Source organism: Micromonospora sp. NPDC023633 (assembly GCF_040640035.1).
Classification (GTDB): Bacteria; Actinomycetota; Actinomycetes; order Mycobacteriales; family Micromonosporaceae; genus Micromonospora.
In genome coordinates, this window is record NZ_JBFABB010000027.1 from 34,174 (window position 1) to 51,969 (window position 17,796).

Below are 17,796 nucleotides of genomic sequence, written 5' to 3' on the forward strand. Positions count from 1 at the left end.
GGACGGGCGCCGCCGGGTCAGTCCTCTTCGCCGTACAGCCGCCGGCGCACCGAGAGCAACTCGGTCTCCGGCCGGCCGGCCACCAGGCGCTCGCAGGAGTCCAGCACCTCGCGGACGTGCGACGCCTCGGCGGCCACCACGGCCACGGCTATCTCGGCCCGACCGTGCAGGTCGAGCGCTCCCACTTCGGCGGCCGAGACCTCGAAGCGGCGCAACGCCGCGACGATCGGCCGTACGTATGATCTCTTGGCCTTGAGCGACCGGGAGTCGCCCGGCAGCAGCAGGTCGAAGACCGCGGTTCCGGTGAACATCGCCCCGGACGATACCCGCACGGACCCCCACATGATCAAGGGGTTTACGCCTTTCGGCGTAAACCCCCCGATCAGTGGTTCAGCGGATCAGGCGCGAACCTTCTCCCGCATCTCGAAGGTCTCGATGATGTCGCCGACCTGGACGTTGTTGAAACCACCCAGGGTCAGACCACACTCGAAGCCCTCGCGCACCTCCGTGGCGTCGTCCTTGAACCGCTTGAGCGAGCTGACGGTGAGGTTGTCCGCCACCACCGACCCGTCCCGCAGCAGGCGCGCCTTGGCGTTGCGCCGGATGATGCCCGACCGGACGATGCAGCCGGAGATGTTGCCGATCTTGGACGAGCGGAAGACGTCGCGGATCTCCGCGGTGCCCAGCTCGACCTCCTCGTACTCCGGCTTGAGCAGGCCCTTGAGCGCCGCCTCGATCTCCTCGATGGCCTGGTAGATCACGGTGTAGTACCGGATCTCCACAGCCTCGCGGTCGGCGATCTCGCGGACCTTGTTGGCGGCCCGCACGTTGAAACCGATGATCGTGACCGGCTCGGAAGACGCGCTCGCGAGCATGACGTCGCTCTCGGTGATCGCGCCCACGCCCCGGTGGATGATCCTGAGCTGGACCTCCTCCGGGATGTCGAGGTTGAACAGCGCGTCCTCGAGGGCCTCCACGGAACCGGAGACGTCGCCCTTGAGCACCAGGTTGAGCGAGGTCTTCTCGCCCTCCTTGAGCTGCTCCATGAGCGTCTCGAGGGTGGCCCGGCCGCGGGAGTTGGCGAACGACGCCGCCCGCCGCCGTGCCTGCCGCTGCTCGGCGATCTGGCGCACCGTGCGGTCGTCCTCGGCCGCCAGGAACGTGTCGCCGGCACCGGGCACCGCGGTCAGACCGAGCACCAGGACCGGACGGGCCGGACCGGCCTCGGCGACCTGGTTGCCGTTCTCGTCGAGCATCGCCCGGACCCGGCCGTGCGCCCCACCGGCGACGATCGAGTCGCCCGCCCGCAGGGTGCCCTTCTGCACCAGCACCGTCGCCACCGCACCGCGGCCCTTGTCCAGGTGCGCCTCGATGGCCACACCCTGCGCCGGCCCGTCGATCGGAGCGGTCAGCTCCAGCGACGCGTCGGCGGTCAGCAGGACCGCCTCGAGCAGCTCGTCGATGCCGATGCCCGGCTTCGCCGCCACGTTGACGAACATGGTGTCGCCGCCGTACTCCTCGGCGACCAGGCCGTACTCGGTCAGCTGCTGGCGGACCTTGTCCGGGTTCGCCTCGGGCTTGTCGACCTTGTTGACCGCCACCACGATCGGCACGTCGGCCGCCTTGGCGTGGTTCAACGCCTCGATCGTCTGCGGCATGACACCGTCGTCGGCCGCGACGACGAGCACCACGATGTCGGTGACCTGGGCACCACGGGCACGCATGGCGGTGAACGCCTCGTGACCCGGGGTGTCGATGAAGGTCACCGCGCGGTCCTCGCCCTCGTGCGGCACGTGGACCTGGTAGGCACCGATGTGCTGGGTGATGCCACCCGCCTCGCCGGCCACGACGTTCGCCTTGCGGATCGCGTCGAGCAGCTTGGTCTTACCGTGGTCGACGTGACCCATGACGGTCACTACCGGCGCACGGTCGACCAGGCGGTCCTCCGCGACCTCGGCGTCGAGGTCGATGTTGAACTGCGCGAGCAGCTCGCGGTCCTCGTCCTCCGGGCTGACGATCTGCACGTTGAAGCCGAGGTGCTCACCCAGCAGGAGCAGGGTGTCGTCGGAGCACGACTGGGTCGCCGTGACCATCTCGCCCAGGTTGAACATCTCCTGGACCAGCGAACCCGGGTTGGCGTTGATCTTGTCGGCGAAGTCCGACAGCGAGGCGCCACGGGAGAGCCTGACGACCTGACCCTGACCCCGGGGGGCACCCGAGCTCATGGTCGGAGCCGACAGGTTGTCGAACTCCTGTCTGCGCTGCTTCTTGGACTTGCGACCACGCGTCGGCCGGCCACCCGGACGCCCGAAGGCACCCGCGGCGCCGCCGCCACGGCCACGACCGCCACCACCCGGACGACCACCGCCGCCGGCCGGAGCACCCGGCCGGAAACCGCCGCCCGGCGCACCGCCGCCGCCGCCACCGGGACCGCCGCGGAAGCCACCGCCACCGGCGCCGCCACCGGGACGACCCGCGCCGCCACCGGGACCGCGACCGGCGCCACCGGGGCCGGGGCGACCGGTAGCGGGACGCTGGCTCGGCATGGAGGCCGGGCTCGGACGGGGCGGCATGGAGGCCGGGCTGGGGCGCGGCGGCATGCCGGCCGGGCTGGGCCGGGGACCACCCGCACCGGCGGCCGGGGGCCGCTGCTGCTGCTGGCTGCCCTGGATGCCGAACGGGTTGTTACCGGCGCCGCGCGCCGGCGGACGCCCGCCCGGACGACCACCCGGGCCCGGCGCCGGCGCGCCGGGACGACCGGCGGCCGGGGAACCCGGGCGGGGCGGCATGGCACCCGGACCCGGTCGGGGACCGGGACGGTTGCCACCGTCCGCCGGGGGCTCCCGGCGGACGTTCTCACGCTGCTGCTGCCGAGCGGCCTGGGCGGCCTTGACCGCCGCCTCCTGCTCGGCCTTCAGCGCGGCGGCACGCGCCTCGGCGGCCGCCACCTCGATGTCGTGGGCACTCGCCGGCTTGGCGACCGGGGCCGCGGGCTGCGGCGGACCGGGCACCGGGCCCTTGGGCTTCGGGCCGGGCGTCGGCGCGGCCGGCCGCCGGGGCGGCATCGGCTTGGCCGAGACCCGGGGCCCACCGGGGGCCGGGGAGGGCGTCGGGGTCGGGGTCGGCGCCGGGGCGGCCGCCGGTGGGGCGGCCGGCGCCGGCGAACCGGCGGAGGCGACGAACGCGCTGCGCAGCCGTCGGGCGACGGGCGCCTCGACGGTGCTGGACGCGGACTTCACGAACTCGCCCATCTCCTTGAGCTTGGCGAGAACGGTCTTGCTTTCGACCCCGAGCTCTTTTGCAAGCTCGTGTACGCGGGCCTTACCTGCCACTGCACTCCTCACTCCGAGGTCGTGCGGGCAGCACCCGCAGCGACCTCACTCGTGCACTTGAAGCCTGGTCATTTCAGGGACTTCATCGTGTGCTCATGTCGGTCGTCCTACCCTGCTAGCGACCCTCGCCCGGTCGGGCTGACCGGACGTAGTGGTTGGCGCATCGACGTGCTCCGCGAGCTCACCGTGGTCGGGGACCCCGGTGATGCGCAACGCACGCCCGAAAGCGCGTCGCCGCACCGCTTGCGCGAAGCAGGCCGGATCCGGGTGCATGTTCGCTCCCCGACCCGGCAGCCTGCGGGCCGGATCGGGCCGAAGGCTGTGACCAGCCTCGTCGCCGACCGCGACGATCCGCAGCAATTCGCTGGCCGGCGCACGTCGCCGGCAACCCACACAGGTGCGCTCCGGCAGCGCGCGTCGTACCACTGGAGAAAGTCTACCCCTAGGCGCCCGAGATCGCGCCGCCCGGCTCCGGGACGTGATCAGCCCCGCCCCGGCCGGCCGCGCCGGACTGCTCGGCGTCCGACCGGATGTCGATCCGCCAACCGGTCAACCGGGCAGCAAGTCGGGCGTTCTGCCCCTCCCGGCCGATGGCGAGGGAGAGCTGGAAGTCCGGCACGGTGACCCTGGCGGTGCGGCTGGCGAGGTCGACCACCTCGACCCGCAGGGCCTTGGCCGGCGACAGGGCGTTGCCGACGAACGTCGCCGGGTCGTCCGACCAGTCGATGATGTCGATCTTCTCGCCGTGCAGCTCGCTCATCACCGCGCGGACCCGCTGCCCCATCGGCCCGATGCAGGCGCCCTTGGCGTTGACGCCCTGGGTGGTGGAGCGGACCGCGATCTTCGTACGGTGACCCGCCTCACGTGCGATCGCGCCGATCTCGACCGTGCCGTCGGCGATCTCCGGCACCTCGAGCGCGAAGAGCTTCTTGACCAGCGCCGGGTGGGACCGGGAGAGGGTGATCTGCGGCCCGCGCATCCCCTTGGCCACGTGCACCACCACGCAGCGGATCCGCTCGCCGTGCGCGTAGCGCTCGCCGGGCACCTGCTCGGACTGGGGCAGGACGCCCTCCAGCTTGCCGAGGTCGACGCTGACGATGCCCTTCTCGCTGCGCGCCTCGTGGGCCTGCACGACGCCGGTGACCAGGTCACCGTCGCGGCCCACGTACTCGCCGAAGTGCACCTCGTCGGTGGCCTCCCGCAGCCGCTGGAGGATCACCTGCTTGGCGGTCATGGCGGCGATCCGGCCGAAGTCGTGCGGGGTGTCGTCCCACTCCCGCACCACGGTGCCGTCGTCGTCCAGCTCCTGCGCGTAGACCAGGGCCGCGCCGGACTTGCGGTCGATCTCCACCCGGGCGTGCGACTCCGCCCCCTCGGTGTGCCGGTAGGCGGTCAGCAGCGCGGTCTCGATCGCCGCGAGGATCGTGTCGAACGGGATCTCCCGCTCGCGCTCGAGTGCGCGCAGCGCCGCGAGGTCGATGTTCACCTCTCCTCGTCCTCCACATCATCTTCGTCGTCGAAGTCGTCGTCGGTGTCGTCCATGTCGTCGGGTTCGTCCGTCTCCTCGATCTCCTCGAGGCGGTGGAACTCGACCTGCACCCGGCCGGGGCCGAGCTCTGCGTACGTCCAGGCGGCGCGGCCGGCGTCGGTCTCCAGCACCACGCGCTCGTCGTCGGCCTCCACCACCCGGCCGGTGACCTGCCGGTCACCGGCGGGCTGCTCGGCGGGCCGGCCGGGCAGGGCGCCCGCGCCGCGGGCGGTCACCTTCACCAGCCGGCCGACGTTGCGCCGCCAGTGCCGGGGCAGGGTGAGCGGCCGGTCCACGCCGGGGGAGCTGACCTCCAGCTGGTACTCCCCGGCGACGATGTCGCCCCCGGCCTCCTCGGCCGCGTCGAGGGCCGCGGAGACGGCCCGGGAGACCTCGGCGACGGCATCCAGCCTGATCCCGCCGTCGGCGTCCACGATCACCCGCACCACGTGCCGCCGGCCGGCGCGGGAGACGGAGAGCTCCTCCAGGTCGTAGCCGGCGGCGGTGACCACCGGCTCGATCACCTCACGCAGCCGGGCCCGCCGGGCGGCGAGGTCGCCGCGCGGGCCGCCGGCACGCTCCCCGCCCCGTGGGGCGTCGGCGCGTCGGGGCCTCCCCGCCGGACCCGTCGACCTCGTGGCACGGCCACGCTGCGTCATCTCCGCACCCTCCTGCTGATCGACGGCACCCGGTCGGCCGCCATGCCGGCACGCCACCGGAGCTGACGCGCCGGTGGCTGCGCAGAGCGTAACGCGCCTGCCGGGCGCCGGGCCGGGCGGCGCACCGACGCCGGTGACCCACGTACGGCCGGTGATGGTGTTGACTTGTCCGGTGGCGACGGGCAGAACGACACGACGCGGCGAAACAACCGGGCATTCCCGGCGAAACGTGCTGCGCGCCGGGGCACTCCTGGCGCTCGGCGGGGCGGCCGCGCCGCTGACCGGCTGCGGCCTCCTCGACCGCGACGACGACCCCACGCCCGGGCCCGACCCGCTCACGCCGCTGCTCGACGAGTCGCTCCGGCTCGCCGCCGGGCACCGGAACGCCGCCGCCGCGCACCCCACGCTCGCCGGCCTGCTCACCCCGATCGCCGAGGCGCACCGCGCGCACGCGGCCGAGCTGGCCCGGGTCATCGGCATCGCGCCGCCCTCGGGGTCCGCCACGGCCACGCCCGCCGCGCCGGGCGACCCGGCGGTGGCGCGGGCCGCGCTGCGCGAGGACGAGCGCGCCGGCCGCGAGGCCGCGACCAGGGCCTGCGCGGCGGCGCCGGCCGAGCGGGCCGCGCTGCTCGCCTCGATCGCCGCCGCCCGGGCCACGCACGTGGAGGCGCTGAAGTGACCGCACCGACACCGTCCGGGCCGGCCGGGGCGCTCGCCGCGGCGCTCTCCGCCGAGTACGCCGCGATCTGGGCGTACGGGCCCATCGGGGTACGCCTCACCGGCGCCGTCCGGACCGCCGCGAGGGAGGCCGAGGCCGCGCACCGGCGCCGCCGCGACGACCTGATCGTGCAGCTGAGCGCCGGTGGCGGGAGCGTCCCGCCGGACCGGGCCGGCTACACGCTGCCGTTCCCGGTCACCGATCAGGCGAGCGCGCTGCGACTGGCCGTCGAGGTGGAGGAGCGCACGGCCGCGTTCTGGCGGGCGGCGGTGCCGGCCACCACCGGCGCCGACCGGGACCGGGCCCTGGCCGCCCTGGTCGAGTACGCCCTGCGGGCCACCCGCTGGCGGCGGGCGGCCGGGATCACCCCGCTGACGGTGCCGTTCCCGGGCCGACCCGCCTGACCGGTCGGCCCGTCGGCCCCGCTCCGGTTGCGGGTCGCATACCAGGTATGCATACTCCGTTGCCATGTCCATCCGTCACGGGCTGCTCGCCCTGCTCGAACGCGGCCAGATGTACGGCTACCAGCTCCGCGCCGCGTTCGAGGAGTCGACCGGCTCGACCTGGCCGCTGAACATCGGGCAGGTCTACACCACCCTGTCCCGCCTGGAGCGGGACGGGCTGGTCCGGTCGCTGCCCGAGAGCGAGGCGGGGCAGCGCCCGTACGAGATCACCGACGCCGGGCGGGCGGACCTGGCCCTGTGGTTCGCCACCCCGATCAGCCGCACCGACCGGCCCCGGGACGAGCTGGCGATCAAGCTGGCCCTCGCGCTGACCACCCCGGGGGTCGACGTCCGGTCGGTGGTGCAGACCCAGCGCAGCGCGACCATGCGGGCGTTGCAGGAGTTGACCCGGTTGAAGTACGCCAGCGACCGCCCCGAGGACCTGCCGTGGCGGCTGGTGCTCGACGCCATGGTCTTCCAGGCCGAGGCCGAGGTGCGCTGGCTGGACCACTGCGAGACCAGCCTCGTGCGCTACCGTCCGGCGGAGCCCGGCCGCGTCCCGCCGACGCCTGCCGAGGCGGTGGACCGGGCGGACGAGGAGGCGCGACGGTGAGCACGGGGAACGGGCCGGCGGGCGGGAGCCCGACCACGCCCGTGCTCGACGTGCGTGACGTGCATCGCACCCACGGTGCCGGCGCGGCGGCCGTGCACGCGCTGCGCGGGGTGAGCCTCGCCGTCCACGCGGGGGAACTCGTCGCCGTGATGGGACCGTCCGGCTCGGGCAAGTCGACCCTGCTCGCCCTGGCCGGCGGGCTGGACGGCCCGACCGCCGGCGAGGTCCACGTGGAGGGACAGCCGCTCGGCGCGCTGGACCGGCGGCGGCTGGCCCAGGTGCGGCGCCGCCGGATCGGCTACGTCTTCCAGGACCTCAACCTGCTCGGCAGCCTCAGCGCCGTGGAGAACGTCGCCCTCCCCCTCGAACTCGACGGGACGGGCGTCCGGCGGGCCCGCCGGCTGGCGCTGGACGCGCTGGCCGAGGTGGGCCTGACCGAGCTGGGCGACCGGTTTCCCGACCAGCTCTCGGGCGGGCAGCAGCAGCGGGTGGCGATCGCCCGCGCACTCGTCGGCGAGCGCCGGCTGGTGCTCGCCGACGAACCGACCGGCGCGCTGGACTCGCAGACCGGCGAGGCGGTGCTGCACCTGCTGCGCCGGCGGGTCGACGCGGGGGCCGCCGCCGTGCTGGTGACCCACGAGGCGCGGCACGCCGCCTGGGCCGACCGGGTGGTCTTCCTCCGCGACGGGGTGCTGGTCGACACGACGGCCCCGCTGGGCAGCGTGGAGCAGCTGCTGAGCGGCAGCGGTCGGTGAGCCCGGGCCGGGGCGGCCGACTCGCCCGGGCGACCGGCTCCTGGTGGGCCGCGCTGCGCATCGCCCGGCGGGAGGCCCGGCGGGCCCGGGGGCGTACGGCGCTGGTGCTGGCGATGATCACGCTGCCGGTGCTGGTGCTGACCTTCACCGCGGTGAGCTGGCGGATGTCCGAGCTGACGCCGGCCGAGCGGACCGACCGCCAGCTCGGCGCGGCCGACGCGGAGCTGCTCTGGGTGGTGCGGCACCCGATCGCGCAGAGCGCCTGGGGCGACGTCTGGCACGCCGGCCGGGAGGACCCGCCCCCGGCCGGGGCCGTCACCGCCGAGCAGGTGGCCGCCCTCCTGCCGGCCGGGAGCCGGGTGGTCCCGCTGCGCCGCTGGGTGTCGTTCGACGCCCGGGTCGGCGAGCGGGTCGACGACGACCTCACGGGACGCGCCGTGGACCTCGCCGACCCGCTCGGTCGAGGGCTGGTCCGGTTCCACTCGGGGCGGGCGCCCGCCGGGCCGGACGAGATCGCGGTCAGCCCGGCGGCGCTGCGCCGCCTCGACGTCCGCCTCGGCGGCACCGTCACCTCCGGCGACGGCGCCCGCTCCTGGCGGGTGGTCGGGGTGGCCGAGTACCCCGACCACCTGGGCCCGGTCGTGACGCTGTACCCGACGGCGGCGCCGACGGAGACCGAGCCGGACACGAGCTGGCTGGTCGACCTGCCCGGGACCGTCGACGAGGGACTGTTCCGCCGGCTCAACGAGCACGGCGTCCTGGTCCACGCCCGCACCCCCGCCCTCGCGTCGGACGCCGTCACGTTCCCACCGGACGGCCACTCCTCGATGGACGTGGAGGGGATGAGCGTCTCGGTGCTCGTCGGCGGGCTGGGACTGCTGGAGGTGGTGCTGCTCGTCGGGCCGGCCTTCGCGGTCGGCGTACGGCGGCGACGCCGGGAGCTCGCGCTGGTCGCCGTGGCCGGCGGGGACGACGCCCACCTGCGCCGCATCGTGCTGGCCGACGGCGTGGTGCTGGGCGCCCTCGGCGCCGCCGTCGGCGTCACGCTGGGCGTCGCCGCCGCGTTCGCCGGTCGCCCGCTGGTGGAGCAGCACCTCTACGGCGCGCGCTTCGGCGGGTACCGCTGCTGGCCGGAGGCGCTCGCGGCGATCGCGGCCGTCGCGGTGCTGGCCGGGGTGTTGGCCGCGCTCGCCCCGGCCTGGACGGCCGCCCGGCAGGACGTGGTGGCGGGGCTGGCCGGCCGGCGCACCCCGCCGGCGCACCGGCGGCGCTGGCTGACCGCCGGGGTGGCCCTGGCTGTCGGCGGGGCCGCGGTGGCCGCGTTCGGGGCGGCCCGGACGGCGCCGGCGGTGATCCTCGCCGGCCTCGTCCTCGGTGAGCTGGGCCTGGTCTTCGCCACCCCGACGCTGGTCGGCCTGCTCGCCCACCTCGGGCGGTCGCTGCCGCTGGCGCCCCGGATCGCGCTGCGCGACGCCAGCCGCAACCGGTCGTCGACCGCGCCGGCGATCTCCGCCGTGATGGCGGCGGTCGCCGGCAGCGTCGCCATCGGCGTGTACCTGGCCAGCGACGACGCCCGGTCTGCCACGATCTACCGGCCCGCCCTGCCGCCCGGCACCGTGCTGGTGACCAACCCCGGCGCGGACGGCCCGCCCGCGCTGCCCCGGGTCGCCGAGGCGGCCCGCGCCCACCTGGGGGTCCGGGCGGTGGCGCCGCTCGCGGAGCCCCGTTGCGGCCCGGAGACCGAGCTGTGCGTGGTCTCGCCGGTGCTGCCGGCCGAGCGCGTCTGCCCGTGGGCGCCGGACGACCGGCTGAGCCCGGCGCAGCAGCGACGGGCCCGCGCGGACGCCCGCTGCCGCACCGGACCGGAGGACCACTTCGGCGGGTACTTCCACGTGGTGGTGGACGACGGAACGGCGCTGCCGGTGCTCACCGGCGCCGCCCCCGCCGACGTCGCCGCCGCCACCGCCGTGCTGCGGGCCGGCGGCGCGGTGGTGACCGATCCGCGCTACGTGGTGGACGGACGGGTCGAGGTCAGGGTGACCCGCCCCGGGCAGGCCCGGCCCGACACCCCGGCCACCACCACCGTCGCCGGGTACCCGTTGCCCACCGGGCTGGGCGCGCACCGGCTGCTGCTCTCCCGGCCGGCCGCCGAGCGGCTCGGGCTGACCGTCCACCCGCTCGGCTGGGCGATCACCGCCGACGGCGTGCCCGACGAGGACCGGCAGGACCGGTTCCTCGCCGCCGTGCGCCCGCTGGGCGCGCAGGTGGAGATCGAGGGGGGCGACCAGGCCAACGCGGGCCGGCCGCTGCTGCTCCTGCTGGCCGCCGCGGCCGGGGTGATCACCCTGGGCGCCGCCGGCATCGCCACCGGGCTGGCCGCCGCCGAGGGTCGGGCGGACCTGTCCACCCTCGCGGCGGTCGGCGCCGGCCCGGGGCTGCGCCGGCTGCTCTCGCTCTGCCAGTCCGGGGTGATCGCCGTGCTGGGCTCCGCGCTCGGCATCGTCGCCGGCCTCGGCTCCGCGACGATCATCCTGACCGCCCTCAACCGCCGGTACGCCGGCCTGTGGCCCGTCGCGGAGCCGTACCCCGTGGTGGTCCCGTGGACCACGCTCGGCGTCCTGGTGGTGGTGCCGCTGGTCGCGATGCTCGGCGCGGGCCTCTTCACCCGGTCCCGGCTGCCGGTCGAGCGACGTCTCGACTGACGGGCCGCAAGCGGGCACACTGGTCGCCGTGCCCGTACTGGGAGCCCTCACCCGCCGGGTCGGTCACCACCGCTGGTTCGGCGCCGCCGTCCGCCTGCTCGTCCCCGCCGACCGGCTGGTGGGGCGGCTCACCCGTGGGCGGGTGGTCGCGCTCGGGCTCATCCCGTCGCTGGTCATCACGACCACCGGCCGCCGCTCCGGCAAGCCGCGCAGCAATCCGCTGCTCTACGTGCCCGACGGCGACGCGTACGTGGTGGTCGGCTCCAACTTCGGCCAGGCCCACCAGCCCGGCTGGGCGATGAACCTGCGCGCCGATCCCGCCGCCGAGGTGGCCGTCAAGGGCCGCCGCGTCCCGGTGCGCGCGCAGGTCGCCACCGGCGCCGAACGGGACCGCCTCTGGGCGCTGCTGGTCACCGAGTGGCCCGCCTACCGGGCGTACGCGCAGCGGGCCGGCGGCCGGGAGATCCTCGTCTTCCGGCTGGTGCCCACCGGGCGCGGCGTGCCGGGCGGGCCGGCCGCCCGCGAATAGGGTGGTGCGGTGACCGGCGCCGATGGCGGAGTCCACTCCGACGATCCACGGTGGGCGGTGGCCGGGCGCGTCGCCGACGCCGTGCGCCGCCGGTTCCCGGCCGACGTGCTGGCCGTCGCGGTGCACGGCCCGCTCGCCCACGGCGACGACGACGGCGGCGGCAACGGCGAGGTCGGGCTGCTGGTGGTGACGTACCGGCCCGGCGGCGGGCCGTCCCCGTCGACCCGGCGGGTCGACGGCGTGCTGGTCGACCTGACCGTGGCCGGCGCGGACGACTACCTGCGCCAGGCCCGGGTGATCTCCCCGCTCTGGCCGTTGACCGCCGACCGGTACGTCAGCACCCGGGCGCTGCACGACCCGACCGGCTGGCTGCGCACGCTCCGCGACGAGCACCTCGGTCGGCTGGCCCGGGCCCGGCCGGCCGAGTTCAGCACGGCGGCCCGCCGGGCCTGGTACCGGGGCGGCGCGGCGCACGCCCGGGCCGCCCGGCTGGCCGAGTGGTACGAGACCGACCAGGCGCTGCTGATGCTCGGCGAGGCGCGACTGGCGGCGGCCACGGTCAACGGCCTGCTCAGCCGCACCTACTTCCGCGACCCCGGCGACGCGGTGCGCCGGACGGGCCTGGCGGGCGCGGACATGACCGAGGTGGGCGCCGTCCTGACCCGCCAGGCCGACGAGTTGGCGGCCCGGGGCCGCCCCGTCGACGGCACGGTCGACGACCTGCTCGACGGCTGACCGTCAGCCGAGGCCGCCCTGGACGCCGATGAGGGCGCCGATGAGGTACGTGGCGCCGGCCGCCGCCGCGCCGAGCAGGAGCTGACGCAGACCACCGGACCACCAGGGTCGGGCGGTGAACCGGGCGACCACCGCCCCGGCCACGAAGAGCCCGAGCCCGCCGACCGCGAGCGCCAGCCACAGGCTCGTCGCGCCGAACAGGTAGGTCAGCAGCGGCACCAGCGCCCCGACCGAGAAGAACACGAACGACGAGATCGCGGCCGCCCAGGGGCTGGGCTGCTCGTCCGGGTCGACGCCGAGTTCCTCCCGCACGTGCACCCGCAGCGCCTCCTGCGGGTTGCGCCGGACGGCCTGGGCGACCTCCATGGCGAGGTCGTGCGGGAGCCCCCGGGCGATCCACGCCTGGGCCAGCTCGCGCGCCTCGGCCTCGGGGTGCCGCTCCAGCTCGCGGCGCTCCTTGGCGACCTCGGCCGCGACCTGTTCGTTGGCCGAACGGACGCTGGTGTACTCCCCCAGCCCCATCGAGATGGCACCGGCCACCAGGCCGGCCACGCCGGTGAGCACGACGTTGCGGGGCGACACCCCGCCACCCGCCACGCCGGCGATCAGGGCGATGTTGGTGACCAGCCCGTCCATCGCTCCGAAGACGGCGGGGCGCAGCCAGCCGCCGGAGACGTCGGCGTGGTGCGCCTCACGCAGCGCCGCCGGGGTGTCCGTCACGGCAGCGTGAGGATCTCGTGACCGTCCTCCGTCACCACGATGGTGTGCTCGAACTGGGCCGTCCACCTGCGGTCCTTCGTCACCACGGTCCAGCCGTCGTCCCACATGTCGTACTCATGGGTGCCGAGGGTGATCATCGGCTCGATGGTGAAGGTCATCCCCGGCTCCATGACGTCCGTGGGGCGGGGGCTGTCGTAGTGCGGCACGTAGAGCCCGCTGTGGAAGGCCTCGCCGATGCCGTGGCCGGTGAAGTCGCGCACGACGCCGTAGCCGAAGCGCTTCGCGTACGACTCGATGACCCGGCCGATCACGTTGATCTGGCGGCCCGGGGCGACCGCGCGGATGCCGCGCATCATCGCCTCGTGGGTCCGCTCGACCAGCAGCCGGGCCTCCTCGCTGACCTCGCCCACGCAGAAGGTGGCGTCCGTGTCACCGTGCACGCCGTCGAGGTACGCGGTGACGTCGACGTTGATGATGTCGCCGTCCGCGAGCACCGTGGAGTCGGGGATGCCGTGGCAGATCACCTCGTTGAGGCTGGTGCAGCAGGACTTGGGGAAGCCCCTGTAGCCCAGCGTCGACGGGTAGGCGCCGTGGTCGCAGAGGAACTCGTGCACGACCCGGTCGATCTCGTCGGTGGTCACGCCGGGCTTGCAGTGCTCGCCGGCGAGCTGGGTGGCCTGCGCGGCGAGCCGACCGGCGACCCGCATCTTCTCGATGGTCTCCGGGGTCTGCACGTGCGAACCGCGCCACTCCTGCGGACGCTTCTTGCCCACGTACTCCGGGCGGACGATGTGGGCGGGCACGGGCCGCAACGGGGTGAGCGTGCCTGGGGTCAGCGGCGCACGGACGGTCATGAGGCGAGTTTATCGCCGCGCGCGGTGGTGACCGCCGCCACCGGCCGCCCGGAGCGGTTGTTGCCGCGGCAGGCCCGCTGTGCCATTGTGGCTCCGTGGATCAAGGGGGTGGCGCGACTCCCGTCTTCTCCGCCCAGGCGGAGATCGACGGCGGCCACCTTCGCGTCCTGGTGACCGGCGAGGTCGACATGGCCACCGCCGACGTCATGTACCAGACCGCGCTGCGGGAGCCGGCCGAGCGGGTGACGCTCGACCTCCGGGCGGTCACCTTCTTCGACTCGGCGGCGATCCACGCCGTGGTCCGGCTGGCCCAGCACCTCCCCGACGCGCTCACCGTGCTGCCGTCGCGGCAGGTCCACCGGGTGCTGGACATCTCCGGCCTGGGCGACCAGGCCTGGCTGCGCCCGGCCTGAGCCCTCCCGTCACCGGGCCCGCCGCCTTCGCGCGCCGGAGCGCCGCCGGCCGCGCGGTCAGTCCGCCAGCCGCCGGCGCAGCGTCACCTCGGTCCCCTCGGCGGTACGGGTCACCGACAGCTCCCCCAGGGCCTCGATCAGGGACAGTCCCCGGCCCCGGAAGCCCGATCCCGTCGACTCCCGCCACCGGCCGCTGTCGCGCACGGTGGCGACCACCGTGCGGTCGGAGATGGTCACCTCGACGCTGATCGTCGGCTCGGCCGGCTCGACCGGGTGCTCGATGGCGTTGGCGGCCGCCTCGGAGACGGCGACGGTCAGGTCGAACAGGTCCGTCTCGGTGACCCGGTGCGCGACGAGGAAGTCCTCCAGCCGCTTGCGCAGCAGGCTGAGCCGGGTGGGATCGGCCGGCAGCCGCAGCGCGAACCGGTTGAGTTCCGCCGCCTCCAGGGCGAGCACCGCGACGTCGTCGCGCAGGGGCCGACCGGCGACCCGTTCCACCACGGCGTCGATCAGGTCGGTCACGTGCTCGCCAGGGGTGGCCGCGTCCTGCCGCAGCAGGTCCAGCGAGGCGTCGATGCCGCGCTGCCGGTCCTCGATCAGCCCGTCGGTGTAGAGCAGCAGCCGGTTCCCGGCGGTCAGAGCCCCCTCGACCATCCGGTAGGTCGTGTCGGGGATCGCCCCGACCGGCGGCCCGAGCGCCCGGTCGTGCAGGAACGCCACGTCGTCTCCTCGGATCAGAAGGGGGGACGGGTGACCGGCGCTGGCGTACCGCAGCCGGCCGGTGCGGGGGCTGAACCACAGGCAGAACACGGTCGCGAAGGAGCGGCCCTCGGTGGTGCCGACGAGCCGGTTGAGCCGGGTCAGCGACTCGCCGGGGTCGAAGCCCTCCAGGACGTACGCCCGCAGCCCGTTGCGGAGCTGGCCCATCGCCGCGGCCGCCCGCACGCCCTTGCCGACCACGTCGCCGATGGCCAGCACGAGCTCGTCGTCGCCGAGCGCGATCACGTCGTACCAGTCCCCGCCGACCTCCACGTCCGCGCTGCCCGGCAGGTAGCGGCTGGCGACCACGGCGCCCGGCAGCTGCGGCAGCGACCGGGGCAGCAGGCTGTGCTGGAGCGTGGTGGCGATGCGGTGCTCGGCCTCGTAGAGCTGGGCGTTCTCCAGCCGCACCCCGACCAGCCGGGCGAGCTGGGTGAGCGCGGCCTCGTCGGTGTAGGTCCCGTCGCCGTCCGGGCGCCAGACCCGCAGCTCCCCGAGCCGTTCGCCGGTGGTGCCGGTCAGCGGCAGCACGAAGGACGGCTCGATCGAGGCCAGCCCGCCGCCGTCGGCCTCGAAGCGCATCCCGGTGGCCGAGACCACCACCCGGGCGGCCTCGGCGAGGCTCAGGGCGTGCCGCGCGGCGACCTGGAGCACGTCGGCGGTGGAGCGGGCGGTGTTGACCGCGACCGCCGCGTCGGCCAGGCCCCGCAGCCCACGGATGATCTGGCCGCGCAGCTGGCCCAGCTCGACGTTGGCCCGCACCCGGGCGGTCAGCTCCTGGCCGGAGAAGGGCTTGGTCAGGTAGTCGTCGGCGCCGGCCGCGAGCCCGGCGACCTCCTCGGCGGAACCGGCCCGGGCGGAGAGCAGCACGATCGGCACGTGCCGGGTACGCGGATCCGCGCGCAACGCGGCGACCAGCCCGAACCCGTCCAGCCGGGGCATCATCACGTCGGTCAGCACCAGGTCGAACGAGCCGTCGACGGCGTGCCGCAGCGCCTCCACGCCGTCGGAGACCGCGACCACCTCCCAGGACGGGGAGAGCAGCCGGGTGACGTGCTCGCGGAGGTCGGCGTTGTCGTCGGCGACCAGGATCCGGCCGGCCGCGCCGGTCCCCCGGGTCGACCCACCGCCGCCGGCCGATCCGGTGGCGCCGGTCCAGAGCGCCGTCTCCGTGACGTAGAGGTCGGCCTGCGCCAGCTCGACCTGCGCCGGGGTGCCGGAGTCGACGACCCGCTCGGCCGGCAGGTGCCCGGCGCCGAACGGAACGGTCACCGTGAACCTGCTGCCCTCGTCGACCCGGCTGCGCACGGCCACCTCGCCGCCGTGCATCTCGACCAGCTCGCGGACCAGCGCCAGGCCGATCCCGGTGCCTTCGTGGCTGCGCGACCGCACGCCGGGCACCCGGTGGAAGCGCTCGAATATCTGGGGCAGCTCCTCCGGCACGATGCCGACGCCGGTGTCGGTGACCTCCAGCCGGGCGGCCCCGTCGACCGCGCGGATCCGCACCCGGATCTCGCCGTCGAAGGTGAACTTCACCGCGTTCGAGACCAGGTTGAGGACGACCTTCTCCCACATGTCCCGGTCCACGAAGACCGGCGCCGGCAGCGGCGGGCAGTCCACGACCAGGCGCAGCCCGGTCCGCTCGGTGGCCGACCGGAACGTGCTGGCCAGGCGGGCGGTGTAGTCGGCGAGGTCGGTGGGCTGGTAGCGGGCGGCGAGCCGCCCGGACTCCAGCCGGGAGAAGTCGAGCACCGTGTTGACCAGCTTGAGCAGCCGCAGCGCGTTGCGGTGCATGGTGGTCAGCCGGTCGGTGTACGCCTCGGGCAGCGCCGGGTCGGCCAGCAGGTCCTCCAGCGGGCCGAGCACCAGGGTCAGCGGGGTGCGGAACTCGTGGCTGACGTTGGCGAAGAAGTTGGTCTTGGCCCGGTCCAGGGCGGCCAGCTCGGCGGCGCGGGCGCGTTCCTGCTCGTACGCCTGCTGCCGCCCGACGGCCCGGGAGATCTGCGCGGCGACCAGGTCGAAGAAGTCCCGGTACTCGTCGGTGAGCGGCAGCTGGCGGGCGACGCCGACCGCCAGCGTGCCGACGGTCTCGTTCCCGGCGGTGACCGGCAGCACCAGCGCCTGGCCGGTCGCGTCGACCGGGGCCTCGGCGAGCAGGTCCGCCACGGCGACGGCGGCGGCGCCGGCGGTGACCTGGGCGAGCCGCGCCGGTGGGGGTGTGGTGACGGCCCGGGGGGCGACGCCGCTGCACCCGGCCAACGCCACGCCGCCGGCCTCGTCGGGCAGGTGCACCAGTGCGAACGGCACGTCCGACCGGTGCCGGTCGAGCACCGCCGCAGCGACCCGACCGAGCTCGGGCCTGCTGTCCACCTCGGCCAGCTCGGTGCCCAGCTCGGCCAGCAGCCGCAGCCGGCGCTCCCCGATCACCCGGTCCGTGGTCTCGTTGACGATGCAGAAGACACCGTCGACGGTGCCGTCGGCGCCCAGGATCGGGTCGTAGGAGACGTCGAAGTACGTCTCCTCCAGGAACCCGCGGCGGTCGAGCGGGAAGGGGTGGTCCTGCGCGCGGTAGGACCGGCTGTCGCGCCGGACGCCCGCCAGCAGCGGCCCGAGCACGCTCCAGGTCTCCGCCCAGTGCTCGCGGGCCGGCCGGCCCAGCACGTCGGGGTGCTTGTCACCGATGGCGGGGCGGTAGGCGTCGTTGTAGAAGGCGAGCTCGTCCTCGCCCCAGAACACGACGATCTGCGCGCTGGAGGCGAGCATCATGCCGATCGCCGCGCAGAGCGTCGTCGGCCAGCGGTCGGGGGTGCCGAGCGGATGGGCGGACCAGTCGAGTCGCCGCAGCAGGTCGCCCATCTCACCGCCGCTCGCGAAGGCGGCGGCCAGCAACGGGGGGAACTCGGCGTCCCGGCCTGCCTCGGACGGGCAACCCCCGTCCACGCCCCCCTGGGCCGAGCTCATAGTTCCTCCCGCTCCGGCCATCACCGCCTCGGCCCGGTGATCCAACCGGCCGTGCCCGCTTGGTACCCCGACGGA

General features: G+C 75.1%; 16 protein-coding genes. 8 read left to right on the forward strand and 8 right to left on the reverse strand.

Going from position 1 to position 17,796, the window contains the following annotated elements; genetic code table 11:
* Positions 1-17 precede the first annotated feature (17 nt).
* From AB0G13_RS11350 to rimP, 5 genes are all read right to left on the reverse strand, one after another.
* Positions 18-311 (reverse strand): DUF503 domain-containing protein, encoded by a 294-nt coding sequence (locus AB0G13_RS11350; RefSeq protein WP_101414636.1) that lies wholly within the window; start codon positions 309-311, stop codon positions 18-20.
* Positions 312-398: 87 nt separating this feature from the next.
* Positions 399-3,332 (reverse strand): translation initiation factor IF-2, encoded by a 2,934-nt coding sequence (gene infB, locus AB0G13_RS11355; RefSeq protein ID WP_357872268.1) that lies wholly within the window; start codon positions 3,330-3,332, stop codon positions 399-401.
* 93 nt (positions 3,333-3,425) lie between these two features.
* Positions 3,426-3,758 carry a YlxR family protein gene (locus AB0G13_RS11360; protein WP_091620735.1) on the reverse strand — a complete coding sequence of 111 codons (333 nt, stop codon included), beginning with the start codon at positions 3,756-3,758 and terminating at the stop codon, positions 3,426-3,428.
* A gap of 16 nt (positions 3,759-3,774) precedes the next feature.
* A complete protein-coding gene (gene nusA, locus AB0G13_RS11365; RefSeq protein ID WP_357872271.1) occupies positions 3,775-4,818 on the reverse strand; it encodes a transcription termination factor NusA in 1,044 nt (347 codons plus the stop codon).
* Positions 4,815-5,519: a ribosome maturation factor RimP gene (gene rimP, locus AB0G13_RS11370; protein ID WP_357872274.1), complete on the reverse strand. Its 705-nt coding sequence runs from the start codon at positions 5,517-5,519 to the stop codon at positions 4,815-4,817. The genes nusA and rimP overlap by 4 nt, the downstream gene beginning before the upstream one ends.
* Positions 5,520-5,748: 229 nt before the next feature.
* Between rimP and AB0G13_RS11375 the strand changes: the two genes are divergently transcribed.
* The 7 genes from AB0G13_RS11375 to AB0G13_RS11405 all read left to right on the forward strand — a co-directional run bounded on the left by AB0G13_RS11375 (position 5,749) and on the right by AB0G13_RS11405 (position 12,014).
* Positions 5,749-6,198 carry a hypothetical protein gene (locus AB0G13_RS11375; protein WP_357872277.1) on the forward strand — a complete coding sequence of 150 codons (450 nt, stop codon included), beginning with the start codon at positions 5,749-5,751 and terminating at the stop codon, positions 6,196-6,198.
* On the forward strand, positions 6,195-6,641 hold the full coding sequence (locus AB0G13_RS11380; protein ID WP_357872280.1) for a ferritin-like domain-containing protein: 447 nt from the start codon (positions 6,195-6,197) through the stop codon (positions 6,639-6,641). The genes AB0G13_RS11375 and AB0G13_RS11380 overlap by 4 nt, the downstream gene beginning before the upstream one ends.
* Positions 6,642-6,705: 64 nt before the next feature.
* A complete protein-coding gene (locus AB0G13_RS11385) occupies positions 6,706-7,293 on the forward strand; it encodes a PadR family transcriptional regulator (protein WP_357872283.1) in 588 nt (195 codons plus the stop codon).
* A complete protein-coding gene (locus tag AB0G13_RS11390; protein ID WP_357872286.1) occupies positions 7,290-8,048 on the forward strand; it encodes an ABC transporter ATP-binding protein in 759 nt (252 codons plus the stop codon). The genes AB0G13_RS11385 and AB0G13_RS11390 overlap by 4 nt, the downstream gene beginning before the upstream one ends.
* Positions 8,045-10,750 carry an FtsX-like permease family protein gene (locus AB0G13_RS11395; RefSeq protein WP_357872289.1) on the forward strand — a complete coding sequence of 902 codons (2,706 nt, stop codon included), beginning with the start codon at positions 8,045-8,047 and terminating at the stop codon, positions 10,748-10,750. Before AB0G13_RS11390 ends, AB0G13_RS11395 begins: the two co-directional genes overlap by 4 nt.
* Before the next feature lie 28 nt (positions 10,751-10,778).
* Complete coding sequence (locus tag AB0G13_RS11400) at positions 10,779-11,279, forward strand: nitroreductase/quinone reductase family protein (protein WP_357872292.1); 501 nt, start codon at positions 10,779-10,781, stop codon at positions 11,277-11,279.
* Positions 11,280-11,288: 9 nt separating this feature from the next.
* On the forward strand, positions 11,289-12,014 hold the full coding sequence (locus AB0G13_RS11405; RefSeq protein WP_357872295.1) for a nucleotidyltransferase domain-containing protein: 726 nt from the start codon (positions 11,289-11,291) through the stop codon (positions 12,012-12,014).
* Positions 12,015-12,017: 3 nt separating this feature from the next.
* On the opposite strand, the gene AB0G13_RS11410 is transcribed toward AB0G13_RS11405, so the two are convergent.
* Together AB0G13_RS11410 and map are read right to left on the reverse strand one after the other, a co-directional pair.
* Entirely contained in the window at positions 12,018-12,734 is a 717-nt protein-coding gene (locus AB0G13_RS11410) for a VIT1/CCC1 transporter family protein (RefSeq protein ID WP_357872297.1), read from the reverse strand.
* Positions 12,731-13,588, reverse strand: coding sequence for a type I methionyl aminopeptidase (gene map, locus AB0G13_RS11415; RefSeq protein ID WP_121396056.1), 858 nt, complete (start codon positions 13,586-13,588; stop codon positions 12,731-12,733). Before map ends, AB0G13_RS11410 begins: the two co-directional genes overlap by 4 nt.
* A 95-nt stretch (positions 13,589-13,683) precedes the next feature.
* Between map and AB0G13_RS11420 the strand changes: the two genes are divergently transcribed.
* The gene (locus tag AB0G13_RS11420; RefSeq protein WP_357872301.1) at positions 13,684-14,001 is read left to right on the forward strand and encodes an STAS domain-containing protein; all 318 of its coding nucleotides are present in this window, start codon (positions 13,684-13,686) and stop codon (positions 13,999-14,001) included.
* A gap of 57 nt (positions 14,002-14,058) precedes the next feature.
* Here the strand turns inward: AB0G13_RS11420 and AB0G13_RS11425 are convergent, their stop codons facing one another.
* Positions 14,059-17,721 (reverse strand): SpoIIE family protein phosphatase, encoded by a 3,663-nt coding sequence (locus tag AB0G13_RS11425; protein WP_357872304.1) that lies wholly within the window; start codon positions 17,719-17,721, stop codon positions 14,059-14,061.
* Between the last annotated feature and the right edge of the window lie 75 nt (positions 17,722-17,796).